A 15,320-nucleotide genomic window follows, 5' to 3' on the forward strand; every position below is an offset into this window, starting at 1 on the left:
AAGGGCTGCAGGGTCTCCCGGCCGGCGGACGCGCGCCGCGGCCGGAGACCATGAGCCAGGCGGTTGTCATGTGGCGGGCGCAGCAGTGAGCCGGCCATGGTTCGGATCAAAGGGGTTGAGCGGGAAGGTGGGCCGCGACGCCACCCGGCCCACGCAAAACCAGGTTTGCGGGATAACTGGGCTACGTCGCAAGGCGTACAGAGTGGTCACCCAGCCCGCTTCGCGCGGCCCTGCGGCGCGGCGACGAAATCGACGGTGGCGATCGCCCGCCGACGCCTGGACCGGCACGCCGGGCCGCATGACAGCGACGCGACTCCTCGCCGAACAAGGGCCGGCGGCGTCCCCCCGCCGATCCGTACCGCGCCGATCCGTTCGAAGTCCGCGTCGACCAGGCCCCGGATCAGCCCGCGGTGCGATCGCGGGACCGACGGGTCGACGCGGCTACTACGATGCCGCTCGAAGGTCGTAGTACTGGTCGGCGTATACCTCCGCAGCAGCCGGATCAACCGAGCGCGTGTAGAGCGACAGCGCGAGGTCGGAGGACGTACCGCAAAACGCGGCGTACCAGGCTGCGGTGGCGTCCGGGCCGTCGAGATCCGGCGCGGGATTCGCGGCGATCCAGGCGTCGTTGATCTCGAACGCCGCGCCGCGGGACACGGTCCCGCAGATCAGGCGCATGGCCTGCTGGCGCACGCTGGCTTCGTCGTCTCCGACAATTACTGTCGGCGTTTGGCCGCTGGAGGAGATGTACTCGATGACTCCGATGATCATTGCTCTTCTCCGGTCTTGTTCCTGGTGTGCTGGCGGCACGTGCTGCCCACCCCGTTGTGTGCTGGTCCGATCGGACGGTCCGCCGATCACGGCCGAGGGGAGCTCGGCCTTCAGGCATTGACAGCACGGCCGAATACTTGATGTGGGGCAGACGCCCTGGCTCGGGTGCACGGCGCTGCCGGGGCAGCCGCGTCCGCGAGGGCGGCTTACCAATGCCGCATTGAAGGGACGCCGGTTCGTCGCGCGGTGAACATGGGCGGATTTCAGGGTCGTGGTGATCGCAGATCCGGCCAGTTTCCCCAGAATGCCCACGCGGTGGTTTCCAGGATGTTCTTCGCCAGTTTCAGGTCGCCCAGCAGCGCGGCGGAAAGCGCTTGTCGCAACGTCAGTTCGTCTGCGTGAGATACCTGCCGCCACTCCTCTTCATTCGTGGTGCGCAACTGTGCCCAAGGCGCCAGGTGTGTAGCCGGATGATCTTCTTTGTTGTCCATTTCTCGATCTCCTTGAGTTCCGCTGAGTTCTGGATTCGGTATGGGCGCCTCCGCGGCGAATGTGGGCCACGTCGCTCGGGCCGCCGCACGCTCGGTGGCGGCGTCGGCGCATGACAGGGCCTGCCCACGATCGCGACACCGACCGGTTTCCCGGCCGGGTCGGTCCGGCGAGGAGGGAGAACTTGTGGCCGTGGGGGCGGCGGTGGTGCCGGTGAAGCCGGTCGAGCAGTCCGCAGGCGGTCGCGAAGCTGACTGGCTGGATCCGCAAGCCGCATCGCCTCAGGTGGCCTGGTCATCGGCGCCGGGGCGCCGCGCGGACGCGGTCACTCGGTCCTGGCTCTTGCGGGAGCGGCGCGAGAGAGCAGGAAAGGGCGGTAGGCCACGGTGAACCACGCGGTGTAGCCGCCGTCGTTGTCGTCGGTCAGTTCCAGGTCGAAGGTGCGCGAGCAGACTCGGCAGACCACCACTCCGGCCAGGGGCCGGCGAGGATTCGCGGTGACGGTCTGGCGTTCGTGACAGGGCAGCGGAACGCGAACCTGCCGGGACCGCAGGTTGTCCGTCCAGCGGGCGATCAACCTGCCGGGCCTCAGCTCGGAGTGCGGGACCGGATCGCCGGGTCCGATCGGTCGCGGCGGCGGGCGTCTATCGTCCATGGGGGAGGCCACCTTTCACCGTGAGGGGCCGGTGGTGTCGGCGCTCATCCGGAGCAGCCCGGGGCTGGCCAGGCAGAGCGGCGCGCGAGGCCGTAGCCCGAAGTCGCGCCGCCCGCCGGGGCTATGCCGTGTTGGGTTCTGCGGGTGGCAGGCAGCACGGGCCGCTGAGCTGCGCGATGAGCAGAAGGACACCGGGATCGCTGGTGGGGCGTGCGGCGTCGAGGTGTGCGCTGACGGCCGCGCGAGTGTGGCCGTCGACGGCGCAGTGGATGACATGACGGCATGCGTGCTGCGCGGTCAGGTGCGCGGGAGTGTTGAAGCGGGTCCAGTCGGTGGTGCTCACTGTCGGGCTCCCGGTGGGTTCTGATGGTGGTGGTGGACACGGCCGGGGACTCGGGTACGCGGAGCCGCGAGCGCGGCAGGGCCGGGGGCGGGCCTCGACGACCGACCGGCGGTCAGCGCAGGCCGGTTGCGGCGTCGCGGGCGTCGCGGGCTTCAGCGAGAGTGAGTGGTCGGCGCCGGATGGCTTGGGCGACGATCACGGCCGCCGCTTCGGCTTCGGTGGTGATGCCGATCTCTTCCGCGCTCAGCGCCACCGGGTCGTCGCTCTCGGGGCCGATGTAGAAGTCTGCGAGTGATCCCCGGCCGTAGGCCCAGGGCCGGCCGGTCTGCGGATTGGGCAGGAACCAGCCTGGGCCAGCGCAGCCGGTCATCCGTTCGTCGCCGTGTTCGTCGATGTACGGGTGACCGGCGTAGATCGTGGCTGTTCCACCGCCGGATTGCCCGACAAACGCCGGCACGTCGGCCAGGCAGATCAGCCGGACGATCTCGTCCAGGTCCAGCTCCCCGGGGCCTGCCGGCGGCGTGCCGGTCATCGCGGGTACTCCTCGCCCACGACCGCCACGCCGTTGTCGCAGGCTGTGGTGTTCGCCGAGACGAGCCGGATTTGTTGCCTGCCGTCATCGGGGTCGCCGTCATCGGGTCCGATGGCGTCGGGTTGGCCTGCGTCGGGGGTGAGGTCGCGCAGGATCTGCTTAGCGACGGTCAGGACGGTCTCGGCGCACTCCCGCACGAGATCGAGATCGCCGTCGGCCCAGTCGAGGACGTACGCGTCGCTGTAGGAGGAGGTGTCCAGGCCGAGGGCGGCCAGGACGATGTGCGCGACGCTCTCGGCTTCGGTCTCTCGCCGGCCGCGGTGCATGCTTTGGCCGGGCTCGGTGTGGTCGAGGTGACCGCAGCGGATGTGTGCGAGTTCGTGCACGGTGGTTTTGGTGCGCTGCGCCGGGTCGACGTCGTCGCGGACCTGCACGACGCGGCCGCTTGTCCCGTTGACGGTGACGCCGTTGGCGTCGCCGAGGTGGCCGGTGCCGGGCGCTTGGAGGGTGAAGGTGTAGCCGGCGGCGGTGATCAGCGCGACGAGATCGTCGTAGACGCCGGTCGGGTCGTGGCCGGTCAGCAGCTGCGGCCCGCCGGCGGTGCGCTGCTTGATGCGGCGGCGCCGCAGCACGGTCGGCGGGTCGAACGGATCTCCGTCGGTCTGGGACAGCTCGAAGGTGCTGGACAGGGTGAAGCCGACGACCTGGACGGCGGGACGTCCGGACGGTTCCCGGGCCACGCGCCGCCCGTCGGCTTCCCACGCGGCGGCTTGTTCCTCGGTGGGGCGCCGGCGGATCGGCGCCCAAATCTTGAACGCGGTCTGTCCACGCTGGACGCGGCGGCCGTGTGCTTTCCAGCCGCTGGTGCCGGCCTTGTTGCCGAACGGCAGGAAGTAGCGGGGCGTGATGCCGCGCTCGGCGGCCTGAGCGAGCAGCAGTACCTGGTTGGTCAGGGTGTATCGGGCGCCGAACACTGCGGCCTGCTCGAGGAACTCGGCCCATTCCGTGGGTTCGGTGGCCAGGCGCGCCAGCCGCTTGTCGAACGCGGTCTGCAGTTTCTCCAGCAGCGCGGTGTGGTCCTGCCGGTCCTGGTCGCTGCGCCCGGCGCCGCGTCGTGGCTTGCCGCGCTCAGCGCTGCCGCGCGTTCGGGTGCGCTCGGGGTCGGCTCTGCCGGTGTTGGTGGTGCTCATCGGGGTGAGGTCCTCCTGTTCCCCGCCTTGTGGCGGCGGACAGGCTGGGACCACTGCGGCCCCAGCCGGCCCGTAGGCACGAGGTGAGGCCGCCGCCCGGCTCAGCCGGTCGACGCGGTGGTCAGCGGATCAGGATTCGCTGAGGTGGGGCTGGTCGGGGCTGGCGTCGAACCGGCGCAGCGTGTCCGGGTGGATGGAGGCGTCCAGCGCGGTGGACAGGAGCAGCGCCATGCGGTAGTTCGGCTCGGCGGACAGAGCCCGGTCGAGGGCGACGCGGGCCAGCGCACCGTCACCGCCGAGGTAGGCGGTGAGCGCGAGCAGACTGGCGGGCGCGGCGGCCAGCCGTGGCTCGGCGCGTCGGGTCACATCGGCCCAGAGCTCTCGCTGAGCGGTGCTGCCGTCGCAGGCCGCCCAGGCGTGATCCCGGATCGAGAGGAACAGCAGCACAGCGCTTAGCCAGGCCACCTCGTCGTCGGACAGCGTCCGACCGGCAGCGGCGGCCTGCAGCGCGGCGTCGACCGCGGCGATCCCTGTGCTGAGGATTTCTGCCGGCACCGACGGCAGTGCGTTCTGCCCTGGGGACGGGATCGGCAGCAGCGCGGACAGCCGGTCGATCGCCGTTTCGCTGGCGGTGGTCATGCGGGCGCGTTCCGGGCCGGTGACCGGCGCGATCAGCTCCGCGAGGCTTTCACGCCCCGGCAGTGCCACCATGCCGTGAAAGGTGGCCGCGGCGGGCAGCGGACTGGCCGCGGGATCGTACGGCGTGCCCTCGGCCGGGCATTCCCTGCAGCCCTCGGTCAGACAGTAGAAGCGTCCCTCGTCCACACGGAGGACGCGGCCGATCCTCAAGCCCGCGGCGGTCGATGCCTCGGTGTACAGGGCGGCGGCGGGCTCGACGCGGTCGGCGGGGCCGTAGCCGACCAGCAGCGCCTCCGATCCGTTCTCAGCGATCCGTGCCATCAACTCCCACACGGCGCTGCGGTAGCCCGGGTCGGTGCAGGCCTCGGCAGTGGGCGGCAGGTCCTTGCGGGTCGTCACCAGAAGCCGGTCGTCGCCGACGACGAGGGAGACCATGCTCTCGCGCGGGTGGAATTGAGCAGGTAGGGGACGAGGGCGACCAGGTCAAGGGCGGTGGCGATACGCAGGCGTGGTTCCGGAAGTGTCATGAGCTCTCCTGTTCGGATGCTGCCCGGCGTCGGGGCAGCCGGTGGCGGCGCGGTGGCTGTGGCGTGGCGGCGGGAGGCGGGGAGTCGGGTCACTCCTGGTCGCTCTCGCTGGCGCTGACGGTGACCTGGAAGTCGACGGTGCCGTCCAGGACACCGTCGATCCCGCCGGTGTCGACGAGCAGGTGGGCGAGGACGTCCTGTTCGGTCAGCCAGGAGCTGCGCTCGGTGCCGGGGGTGACTTCGAAGCCGCCGGTGATGGTGAAGGTGACGACGTGCCGCGGCTGGTAGCGGCCCAGACCGAACCGGTCGAGGAAGTCGTTGAGACCGGCCCGGCAGACCTCGCCGCGCTGATGCACCGTGACCGCGTAGGCACGGATCTCGCTGAGCTGCGTGTCCCGGTCATCGCGGAGTCGGGCGAGCTGAGCGGCCAGTTCGTCGATGCGTTCGCCGGCGGCCTGGTGGGCGGGCAGGAGCTGGCCGAGTGCCCGGAGGGTCAGGGCGAGGATGATGCGCGGGTCGGTGATCTGCACCGCGCGCACGTGCCCGGGCACGGCACGGACCCGACCGTCGAGGAAGGCGGTGACCGCGTCTTCCCCCTCGGCGACGGCGAGGATCAGGGCCTCGCGGGCCAAGCCGTGCTCGAGCAGGAACACCGCCTGCCCGGGCCGCAGCGACAGGTCCCTCAGCGTCGCCGGGCCCAAATAGGGCTGCGCGAGCACCAGCACCTCGGTGCCGGCACGGTCTGTGCCGGCGGCGTCGGCGGTGTCCGCGGCGAGGACCGGTTCGGTTAACGGGTGATTCATCACAGGTGTCCTTTCTGAACAGCGAGCGGCAGATCATCGGAGATCGGCGAGAGTGCGGCCTTTGATCGGTGCGTGGGCGGGCGACTAGCCAGTCGCGGCGGCCGATGTCCCGAGAGTTAGGAGTGCGGCGATTGGGCAGCTTTCCCAGAGACCTCGACCATCGAGGCGGCGCGACTGCTTGGTGCGCTGGTCCTTCGGCCGGTGAGCCGATCGATTACGGTGCGCGTGAACAGCTCAGGGTCCAAAGCTGCTGCCCAGGCATCCACTGCCTGGTGCGCCGCCTGCGGGTGGCCGCCGTGTTCGACGATGGTCGCGTGGTGGTGGTCGATGACGTGGTGAAGTTCGCGGGCGGTGAGTTCGGGGTGGTACTGGCATCCGAAGACTCGCGGCCCGAAGCTGAATGCCTGCACCGGGCTGTGGTCGTTGCGCCAGGCCACGGTGGCGCCGGGAACCTGGGCGAGGGTCGGGCTGATCTGTTCGTAGTGGAATGCGGGGACGAACTGTCGTGCGCGCGGCTGGCCAGGGCGTTCGACCTCGACGAGACCGATTTCGATGGCGGCGGCGGATCGGATGACGCGTGGGTGCAGGGATTCAGCGATGATCTGCGCGCCTAGGCAGATGCCGATGACGGTGTGGTCGCCGCGGGTGGCGCTGGCGATCAGTTCACGGGTTCGGGCAACAGCGGCCCGCATCCAGTCGTGTCCTGACATCACCGATGTCTGTCCGCCGGTCAGCACATGGGCGCGGGCAGGCGGTGTCGGCTGGTGGGGATCGGTGAGATCGATGCGTTCGACGGTCAAGCCTGCCGCGCATAGGCGTTCAGCGATGTGGTGCCCGTAGTCGACGTGGTCGTAGAGCAGGCCGTCGGCCACGTGGATTAACACGTCGGGGATGTTTTGCGCAGGGCTAGTCATTAGAACCCCTCTCGTAGTTGGCTGGATGAATCGAGGCCGTCGCGACTAGGCGATGGCGGAGCTGTGGGCGGCGGTCGTTGTGGCTCAGGTGTTCGCGCCCGGGCATGCGGTTCGTCCCGCTCGTCGCTGGCTCACCGCGTGCGAGCTGCAGCTTGGGTTGGGCACCACGGGCCCGGGCGGTCTGCCGCCGATCGAGTAGGCGATCAGGGCCGATGGGCCGGCAAGCGGGCACGTCACCGCCCGCTTACGTCGAGAGGCGCTCCGTGGACGGTGACGACTGGAGTGGGGTCGGCGACGCGGAGCACCGCGCGCGGCGGAACGGTGGCCCGCTCGCCGTGCGTGTAATGGATGAGCCACCACCGGTCGCGGTTCTGATGGCACGCGGCGACCTCCAAGAGGGCGCCGTCGAAGGCCACTACGGACGCGCCGGCGGGTAGCCGGTGGACCGGCCGCAGGCGGACGCCGTCGGCGGGGCGCACCAGCCATCGCGGCACCGAATCGGCCAGCCGGGGATCCGGGTCGGCGTAGCGCACCGCGATCCGGGTGCGGCCGGGCACCGTGATCGTGGCCGTCAGCCAGGTGTGGTGGATGTTGACGTGCACCACCTGCCCACGCTGCAACAGGAAGAGCATCGGCGGTTGTGGGGCGACGGGCCGAGCGAACAGTTCGGTCATGCCGGTCTCCGTTCGTGGAGAAGCAGCACATCCCGGGCGCAGCCAGTCGGCCGGGCCCGGGGTGCTGGAGGGGGACAGGTCCGGGTCCGGCGGGGCCGGGAAGCGGCAGCAACCGGCGGTTGGTGCGACCGGTGGACCGTCGGCGGCAGCGGCTCCCGGTCAATGGGTGCTGCCGGTCAATCGGCGCGGTGGTCGGATGCGCGGCGCTGCGCGGGATCGTGGTCGGGCACGCCGGTGGGCCGGGGTGTCAGGTCCTGCCAGCCACCATTGCGACTGCCGTGACTGGGCTGGCCGGTGGCGGCGGGGCGGCGGGGCGCCGCTGTCTGGGTTGGCTGGTCGGCGGGCTCGGCCCAGATTTGCCACCACCGGTCGGCGTCCGTGACCTGTTCGGCGGTTAGCTGCGCGGCCAGTGCGTCGCGCTGCGCGTCGGGGAAGGGCGTGAGGAGCCGGAGGTCTCCGGACAGGACGATGACGTCGCCGGGGTCGGTCGGGTCGTCGGAGTTGGGCAGGGCGTCCAGGGCCCGGACGACGCGCTGGCCGGTGCGCCGGGCGGTCTGGATCGCGTACTCCAGCTCCCATGCGCTGATCAGTTCGTCGAACACCCACTCGGCGGCGACTGCGTCGCCGGAGTGGGCGCGGCAGGCGGCGGCGTAGGCGGCCATGTCCGCCGGCCGGAACCGTGGGCTGCCGTTGGCGTGGAACGTGGTCGCGCCGCCGCGCCCGTCGTTGTGAAGGACGCCGACGGTCTCATCGTCGATGCTGAGGGTCGCGGTGTAGGCGACGCCGTCGGCGGTAGGAGTCTGTTGGTAGGAGGTGAGGACGATCGTGGGCTGCGCGGGGACGTAGAGCCAGGTGTGCGGGAGCAACATCAGATCGCTGCCGTCGTGGACTGGCGACCGTGAATCGGACATGGGAATGCTTCCTCTCTGGGAAACCAAGCGGTGGTTGCGGGTCGCTCACCGGGCGGCAGCGCGTGGGCCACCGCGCCTGATCAGGGAGCGATCCGAAGGCGAGCCGGGGGTCGATGAGGGCCGGGGCGCTGGCGGCCGCCCGGCTCGGAGTCGGCCGGGAAACACACGCCGCGGGGCAAATGCGGCAGCCGGGGGCATCGCGACGCACGATCGGAACTAGGCGCACACCGGCGGCTCGTCGCCTCCGAGATAGCGACCAGCGGGCACCCGTATGGGCCGGCGGAGGCCCGCTGCGCGGCGGTGGCTGGGCAATCGGCCGGCGTGCCGTGCCGCGGCGCCCGCGAGATCAGCTGACCGGATCTGTCATGACGGCGGGCAGTGTGGCGGCGAGCGCGGCGGTCAACGGGCCGGTCCGCCACATGGAGACGGCGTTGCCGGGAATGTCGGCGAGGCCGTCGGCGCGTTCCCGGTCGGTGAACGGCAGCCGCGCGTGGGGGCCGACGCGGAAGACGGGCATTGCGAAGTGCTGCCGCGCGACCGGTACGCCGAGCGTGAGGAATGGGTCGAAGTCTTCGACGAAGAGTCCGTCAATGCAGATCTCCCGGTAGCCGGTGCACAGAATGGCGAGGTCGTAGGTGCGGCCGTCGATCAACGCGCTGCCGGGGAGCCCGATCGGTCGTGCCTCGCGGGGCTGGACGGTCAGCCGCCGCCGCCCGAACTGGTCCGGACGTAGGTAGCGGCCGATGGCCTGGTACCGGCCGCGGACCTCTTGTCGCCATTGCTGGCAGGTGGTGGGCAAATCGGTGCTGTACCAGTCGATCCGATCGACGGTGTCGAGCGCCGCGGCGGCCAGGCGCGGGTGCGGACCGATGCCGAGCAGGGACTCCACGGTGCACTTGCCCGAGTCGCCGCCGCCGATGACCGCGACCGATCGGACGCCGCGCAGCGGCCAGGGATCGGTCATGCGCTGCAGGAACTGCGGAAAGGTCACCACGGTGGTGCCGTTAGCCAGGTCCCGGTCTTTCGGCTCGCCGAGGCCGCGGGCGTCGATGATCCGCCCAGCGGGCAGCGGGCCGTCGGTGGCGCTGTCCACCTGGATCCCGGTTCCCTCGGCGCTGACCGCGACGATCTGGGTGTCGGTGATGACCTCGGCGAACTGGGCCAACGTCAACCGGATGACGAAGCCCATGTCGGTGTTGGTCGAATAGTCGTCCATGGACAGGTGGGCGGCCTGGATCGGGGCGCCCGGCAGATCGTTGGGGTTGGTGGTCTGGTCGCCGGCCGGTCCGGCGCCCCCGGGACGGTTGGGGGAGTTGAGTCGGAAGCCAGGCCAGTCGGTCAGGGCGAAGGTGCCGCCGGGCCGTGCGGCGCTTTCGAGGACCAGCGGCTTGGGGTAGCCGGCCAGGACCCGGGTCGCGGCGTAGGCGGCGGCGTGGAAGCCGCTGCCGATGATGACCTCCCGGTCGGTGCTCATCGACTGCACCAACTCCTGCCGGCGAGATTCCTCAGACCAGTAGGCGTCCAGGATCCGGTCAGCAAGGCGACGGCCCTCCGTGTGGAGGGCGACGCCGGTGAGCTGGGCGGTCATCGGGCTGGAGAACTCCGCCTCGCGGTCGCGCACCGCGACCATTCCCTGGGCGGCGACGGGGTCGGCGGCGACGGCGGTCAGCACTGTCTGGATCGCCGCGGACGGCTGGACGAGGTCGAGGGACGAGTCGGGCATGGGCTCCTCCTGGAGAGGGCGCCCGGGGTCCGCTCGCACCGCGGACCGCCCCCGGGTCTTCCCCCGGGTTGGGCGGTCCGCGGCAAGCGGCTACCAGGGCAAGACGAACGAGGGCAAGGGGGGTCAGCGACGGGACCAGAAGCCCCAGTCGCCAGAAGTGCGTCGGGCAAGTGGCCGGCGGCGAACCGAGGCCGGGATCGGCTCCCGTGTGGACGGTTACCGAGGCGGCGACGGCTCGGTAACCCCGGTGCGAATGATCAAGCGGTCCTGGTGCCGAACGACGCCGGGACGTAGCAGGCGCAGTCTTCGGGGAACTCGCCGCAGCCCAGGCAGTGGCCGCAGACCGGGCACGGGTCTTCGGCGGATGCGAGGTCGGTCTCGCAGATCCAGCACTGCACCGGCTCGCGCCAGCCGAGCTCCTTGATCCGGTCGTCGTCCCACAGACGCCCGGTGGAGCGGTACGTCCAGCGCAGCCGGCTCGGCGGTGAGGGCAGGTAGTCGCGGTTGGAGTACCAGATGCCGCCGTCCCAGACACCGGCGTCCTCGTTGAGGATGTACGCGTTGTCCCGGAACCGGGGATCGACGGTGAGGATCACGACCTTGTTGCCCGGGGTCATCCAGCGTTGGAACGCCAGCCGGGTACGGCGCCGCCGCAGCGTCCCGAAGCCGGGCAGGAATTCCTCGGCGACGATCCGGGTGTCCGACCGGGGATCGCCTTTGGCGGGCCGGACAGCCTCAGGGAACACGCCGTTGTGCGCGAGCACCGTCCGGGAATCGCCGCCGACCACGAGCGGATGGCAGTTCTCGACGCTGCCGGAGTCGCCGTGTGTGCCGAACCGGGAGTGGAACAATGCCGGACCCTCCGGATGGCGGCGTCGTAGCGCGGCGAACGCGCTGATCGTGGCTTCGGCGTCCAGGCCGTGTTCGACCAGCAGGCCGGAGTCGGTGACGATCGCGAAGCCGTGGCCGTCGTCGTTGGTCTCCGTGCCGGTACGCAGCGCCTCGGTGTCGGGCAGCGTTCCTGCGGGCAGGAAGGTCAGCAGGCACATGAGAGTGCCTCCAGCTGCTGGGTCAGCGGGGTGTACTCCGCGTGCTCGGACAGCCAGGCGGTGTAGGCGGGCCAGGACCAGCCAGCTGCTCGGGCGATGGCCGGTACGTCCAGGTCGCGGGTGTACTCCACCGACGACGCGGCGAATCCGAACGCGGCCTGCACCGTCTGTGGCTCCAGGGAGCTGGCGAATACCCGTAGTTCCAGGGTGTCGCCGTTGTTGGTGTTGATCGCGGTGTTCCGCTCGCCGTAGCCGCCCTTGGCGCGTTTGGCGACCTGCTGGCGCTCGTGGTCGGTGAACTGGGCGTAGCTGCTGCTGCGACCGGCCAGCTGGGTGACCTGGGGCTGGTTGCGGTAGACGAACTTCATCCACCGGTAGATGTGCAGCGGGTCGGCGAATCCGGCGCGGGAGAGGTGGACGTGTAGGCCGGTGCTGTGGCTGACGCTCGCTCCGGCGGCGGCGAGCTCTGGCAGCATTTCCCAGGGAAAGTGCTCGAGCGCCCACGCGTAGGTCATCGGGTGGGTGACGATCTCGAAGCCCGGATCGATGGACTCGTCGTGCTTCAGATACCCCAGCTCACCGAGGTGGGAGTAGGCGATCGCCGCGCACTCCTCGTCATCGTCGTACGGGGTGTGGACCTCGATCTCTGGGCCGAGGAACAGCGGGCCGTCGCCGCGGAAGACCGGGAACGGCTTGTAGTTGTAGCCGTGGATCTCGGTGTGCAGGTCATCGTCGACATCCGCGTCGTCATCGTCGTCGCCGCTGACGCAGTCGTTGCCGCAGGGCATGCCGTCGCGGTTCCAGCCGCCGCAGCTCTCGCAGCGCCAGTAGCTCTGCTGGGTGCAGAAGTCGCAGATCGTCGATCCGCGAACGGTCCGAATGACCTCGAAGTTCGGGACCACCGCGTGGCAGCGGTCGCAGGCCACGCAGTTCGCGCATGCCCGGCCGAGCGGGCTCGGATCTCCGCAGCAGGGGCATCGCGGGATATCGGCTGCGATCTGCGATGCGGGTGCCGTGGGCGGCTCGGTGGGGGCCGCGGCGTCGCGGGTGAGGCCGCGGTCGTGGTGGACGGATGGCATGTGTGCCGTACCTCCGGAATTTACGAGCGCAAGGGAGGTGCGGCGCCTGCCGGCGCGCACCTCACATCGCGCCCGGTTGGGCGAGTGAAATGGGCTGGCAGGAACTGCGGGTGGTGCAGGTGGTGCTGGCTTCGGCGCCGTTGGCCCGTGGGCGACTACTGCGTCCGGCGCCAGGGCCCCGGGGGCTCTCCAACGCCTGGCGCGACGCCGCACGAGGGCTGCGCCGGGGGTGCGCGCGTGAGGCCGTCTTCGGCCGTCGGCTAGCGCTCGGAGTGGTTAGTCGGTGGCCAGTCGGCGACCGGAGCGCTGGTCACGGAATCGGGTGGCGGGACGGACGCCGGTCGGGCTGGGCAGTCCGTCGCGGTCGGGGTAGTAGAACTGAATGCGGTGGGGACCTCGTTTGGCGGCGAACATCGCCCGGTCGGCTTGCCCGAGGGCAGCGAAGGGGTCGCCGCCGCGGGTTCGGCTGAGGCCGATGCTCACGCGCAGTGGCTCGGGTCCATGGCCGATCGTCGCCGGGCGGTCGAACGCCGCGTCGAGTGCATCGGCCACGAGGCTCGAGTCGCAGGTGGTGGCGAGGAGGAACTCGTCACCGCCGAGCCGGGCGACCAGGCCACCGGGGACGGTTTCGGTCAGCCGCTCGGCGATCGCGGCGAGGTAGGCGTCGCCGCCTCGGTGGGTGTAGATGTCGTTGTAGCCGTGCAGGTCGTTGACGTCGATGACCGCGATCGTGAAGTCCGCACCTGTCATGTCGGTGAGGTACTGCTCGGCGACGCGGCGGACGGGTAGGCCGGTGACCGGGTCGGTGTAGGCCTGGTGGAGCTCGTCCTCCAGCGCGGCCAGCCGCTCGGTGGCGGCGGTCAGCTGCTCGGTGGCGTCGGTCAGCCGCGCGTGGAACCAGAGCAGCACCACGGTGCCGCCGCTGAATGCTGCGGCGGCGAGCGCCGCGGCGGGTACGGCCCAGCCGCAGGCGAGAAGGGCCAGTACGGCCGCGACGACTGCGAGTGCGGCGAGCAGCAGGGCGGCGCGGCGCCGCGCCGCGATCCTGCGGGAGGAAGTCATGGGATCTCCTTCCAGAGACGTGCCAGGGACGAACACGCGGAGAGGCGGGCGAACCGGGGAGTGGTTCGTCCGCGTCGCGTGCGGTGCGGGGAAGAGCCAGCCTCAGCGGGTGCGGAGCGCGACGAGGACGTCGTCCTCGCCCAAGGCGGCGAGGTAGTGGTTGGCGTCGGTCAGGTAGTCCAGCCGGACGGAAAGCTCGTCGGTGTCGCAGGCCAGGTAGGTGCCGTCCGGGCAGAGCAGACGGTCACCGGGAACGGCCGACAGCCACCCGAGATAGGCGTAGCCCTGCGGGCCGAGCTGAAAGGCCTCCAGGTGGCTGGTGGGCAGCTNAACGGCCGACAGCCACCCGAGATAGGCGTAGCCCTGCGGGCCGAGCTGAAAGGCCTCCAGGTGGCTGGTGGGCAGCTCGATCGCCCGGTGCGGCAGAGCGTTGTAGGTGCGCATGGCCAGGACCCGCTGCTGGGCCAGGTAGTCCTGCTGCGCCTGTTCCAGCGGGTACCGATCCGGACCGGCGTCGTGCCGGTCGAGGAACGTCCAGTACGGCTGGGCGGGCCGGGTGCCGGCCACGACCTGGTTCCAGATCGCCCAGCGGTACGCGTACCACTGGTAGGTGCTGGTCCGCATCGCGTCCAGGTCGAGCTGGCCGATGCGTCCGCCGGGGGTGACGCGCTGCGCGGACCGGACGCGGAAACCACAGCGTTGGCGGGGCCGGGCGAGGAAGTGCGCGGCACTCCCCAGGCTGTCGAGCTGAACGGTCGGCGGCGTGGCCGCGAGGGCGGCTTCCGCGGCGGCGAGCGGCGTGCCGGTCGAGACACCGCCGGGCAGGCACACCACGGTCAGAGCAGAGTGGGGCATGGCTTTCCTCCTCAACAAGGGGGTGGGCAGCGGGCGCGCCAAAGGGCCTCCCGACCGGGGAGGCTGCGTGCGCGAAACAGCGGAATGGACTTCGCCTGGCAGCGTGTGAAGCACGCCGGGTGGTGCGGTGGTGCTGGGGTGGGCGAGGCGCCGACGGGCGGGGCAGGCCGACCGGCCAGGTGGCAGGTGGGCGGTTGCGACCGCGGTCGTGGGCGACTGGGCCCGGGTGGAGCTGGGGAATTACTGAATGAGCCCTCAGCGTGCCTGACCCACCCAACAGACGGTCCCGGCGTGGACCGAAGCGCACGAGTGCATTGACCTGGGATGTTGGGAACCACCCGGCGGTCGGCAGCACGCGACGCCGCCCTGCGTTGACTCGCGGATAACGGTGTTGGGTGACTGAACACCCTGCGCGCGTCCTCGCGCACTGCCTGACGGCGCGGAGGTTCGGCGTGAGCCAGCGACAGCGCACGCCGCGCGGTGGGGCCTGTCGTTGACCGGGCCACGGGCGTTGTCATGCGTACGCCGGGATGTGGCCCCACCGCGCGGCGCACGCCCGGACAGGCCGATCCGCGGCTCCGGCCGAGCCTGCTGCCTGGGCTTCGGATTAGGCTATGAGCCCGATTCGGGTACGGACGCTGGCCGTGTCAGTGACGGGCCGGTGTCAGCGCTCACGGAGCATTGATCAGGTAGCACCGTCGCTCCGTGCTCAGCTTTCGTTCGGCGGCGACAACCGGTGTCGGGGGAGCCGTGCGGTGGCCGTGGAGGTTCGTCAGGTGGACTCCCGGAGACGCCAGAGGGGGTGGTCCTCCGGTTCGGGTGGGCCGGGGTTGACCGGTCCGGGCTGGCCGTGGCTGCTGGGCAGCTCGGCCAGGCGGAGCCGGTGGCGTCCGTTGCCGGCTAGCCGCCAGACCGGTCCGGCGGGATCGGGCCCGGACTCTGGTGAGGTGGTCGCCACAGTCAGGCCGGGATCGAGCCGTGCCGTCAGCCGGCGGTGCAGGTTCTGCTCGCGCGCCCGGCTGGGCAGTGCAAACAGGATTGGGTACTGCGGGCCGCCTTCGGCGTGCAGCCGGCGGTAGGAGCGGAGTTTGTCGGTCAGCCGGG

At 70.8% G+C, this 15,320-nt stretch carries 13 protein-coding genes and 2 pseudogenes; all 15 read right to left on the reverse strand.

Annotation, left to right across the window (positions count from 1 at the left end; all coding sequences use genetic code 11):
• Positions 1-444: 444 nt before the first annotated feature.
• Entirely contained in the window at positions 445-771 is a 327-nt protein-coding gene (locus tag ABEB28_RS11765; protein WP_345728073.1) for a VOC family protein, read from the reverse strand.
• Positions 772-1,034: 263 nt separating this feature from the next.
• Positions 1,035-1,262, reverse strand: a complete 228-nt coding sequence (locus ABEB28_RS11770; protein WP_345728075.1) for a hypothetical protein — start codon at positions 1,260-1,262, stop codon at positions 1,035-1,037.
• Positions 1,263-2,036: 774 nt separating this feature from the next.
• Complete coding sequence (locus ABEB28_RS11775) at positions 2,037-2,258, reverse strand: hypothetical protein (RefSeq protein ID WP_345728076.1); 222 nt, start codon at positions 2,256-2,258, stop codon at positions 2,037-2,039.
• 112 nt (positions 2,259-2,370) lie between these two features.
• The gene (locus ABEB28_RS11780; RefSeq protein ID WP_345728077.1) at positions 2,371-2,790 is read right to left on the reverse strand and encodes a hypothetical protein; all 420 of its coding nucleotides are present in this window, start codon (positions 2,788-2,790) and stop codon (positions 2,371-2,373) included.
• Positions 2,787-3,980: a hypothetical protein gene (locus ABEB28_RS11785; RefSeq protein WP_345728078.1), complete on the reverse strand. Its 1,194-nt coding sequence runs from the start codon at positions 3,978-3,980 to the stop codon at positions 2,787-2,789. The genes ABEB28_RS11780 and ABEB28_RS11785 overlap by 4 nt, the downstream gene beginning before the upstream one ends.
• 129 nt (positions 3,981-4,109) lie before the next feature.
• A pseudogene (locus ABEB28_RS11790) lies at positions 4,110-5,060 on the reverse strand (DUF4192 domain-containing protein); the annotation flags it as partial.
• 175 nt (positions 5,061-5,235) lie between these two features.
• Positions 5,236-5,949 (reverse strand): hypothetical protein, encoded by a 714-nt coding sequence (locus tag ABEB28_RS11795; protein WP_345728079.1) that lies wholly within the window; start codon positions 5,947-5,949, stop codon positions 5,236-5,238.
• A 116-nt stretch (positions 5,950-6,065) separates the two neighbouring features.
• Positions 6,066-6,863: a type 1 glutamine amidotransferase gene (locus tag ABEB28_RS11800; protein WP_345728080.1), complete on the reverse strand. Its 798-nt coding sequence runs from the start codon at positions 6,861-6,863 to the stop codon at positions 6,066-6,068.
• A gap of 233 nt (positions 6,864-7,096) precedes the next feature.
• Positions 7,097-7,537 (reverse strand): hypothetical protein, encoded by a 441-nt coding sequence (locus ABEB28_RS11805; protein WP_345728081.1) that lies wholly within the window; start codon positions 7,535-7,537, stop codon positions 7,097-7,099.
• A gap of 176 nt (positions 7,538-7,713) precedes the next feature.
• The gene (locus ABEB28_RS11810; protein WP_345728082.1) at positions 7,714-8,448 is read right to left on the reverse strand and encodes a hypothetical protein; all 735 of its coding nucleotides are present in this window, start codon (positions 8,446-8,448) and stop codon (positions 7,714-7,716) included.
• Between the two features lie 346 nt (positions 8,449-8,794).
• Positions 8,795-10,171: a hypothetical protein gene (locus tag ABEB28_RS11815; protein ID WP_345728083.1), complete on the reverse strand. Its 1,377-nt coding sequence runs from the start codon at positions 10,169-10,171 to the stop codon at positions 8,795-8,797.
• A gap of 257 nt (positions 10,172-10,428) precedes the next feature.
• Entirely contained in the window at positions 10,429-11,220 is a 792-nt protein-coding gene (locus tag ABEB28_RS11820; protein ID WP_345728084.1) for a class II glutamine amidotransferase domain-containing protein, read from the reverse strand.
• Positions 11,208-12,299 carry a hypothetical protein gene (locus ABEB28_RS11825; protein WP_345728085.1) on the reverse strand — a complete coding sequence of 364 codons (1,092 nt, stop codon included), beginning with the start codon at positions 12,297-12,299 and terminating at the stop codon, positions 11,208-11,210. The genes ABEB28_RS11820 and ABEB28_RS11825 overlap by 13 nt, the downstream gene beginning before the upstream one ends.
• Before the next feature lie 276 nt (positions 12,300-12,575).
• Positions 12,576-13,361: a GGDEF domain-containing protein gene (locus ABEB28_RS11830; protein ID WP_345728086.1), complete on the reverse strand. Its 786-nt coding sequence runs from the start codon at positions 13,359-13,361 to the stop codon at positions 12,576-12,578.
• A 1,627-nt stretch (positions 13,362-14,988) separates the two neighbouring features.
• Positions 14,989-15,320: pseudogene (locus tag ABEB28_RS11835) on the reverse strand (hypothetical protein); the annotation flags it as partial.

Source organism: Cryptosporangium minutisporangium (assembly GCF_039536245.1).
Classification (GTDB): Bacteria; Actinomycetota; Actinomycetes; order Mycobacteriales; family Cryptosporangiaceae; genus Cryptosporangium; species Cryptosporangium minutisporangium.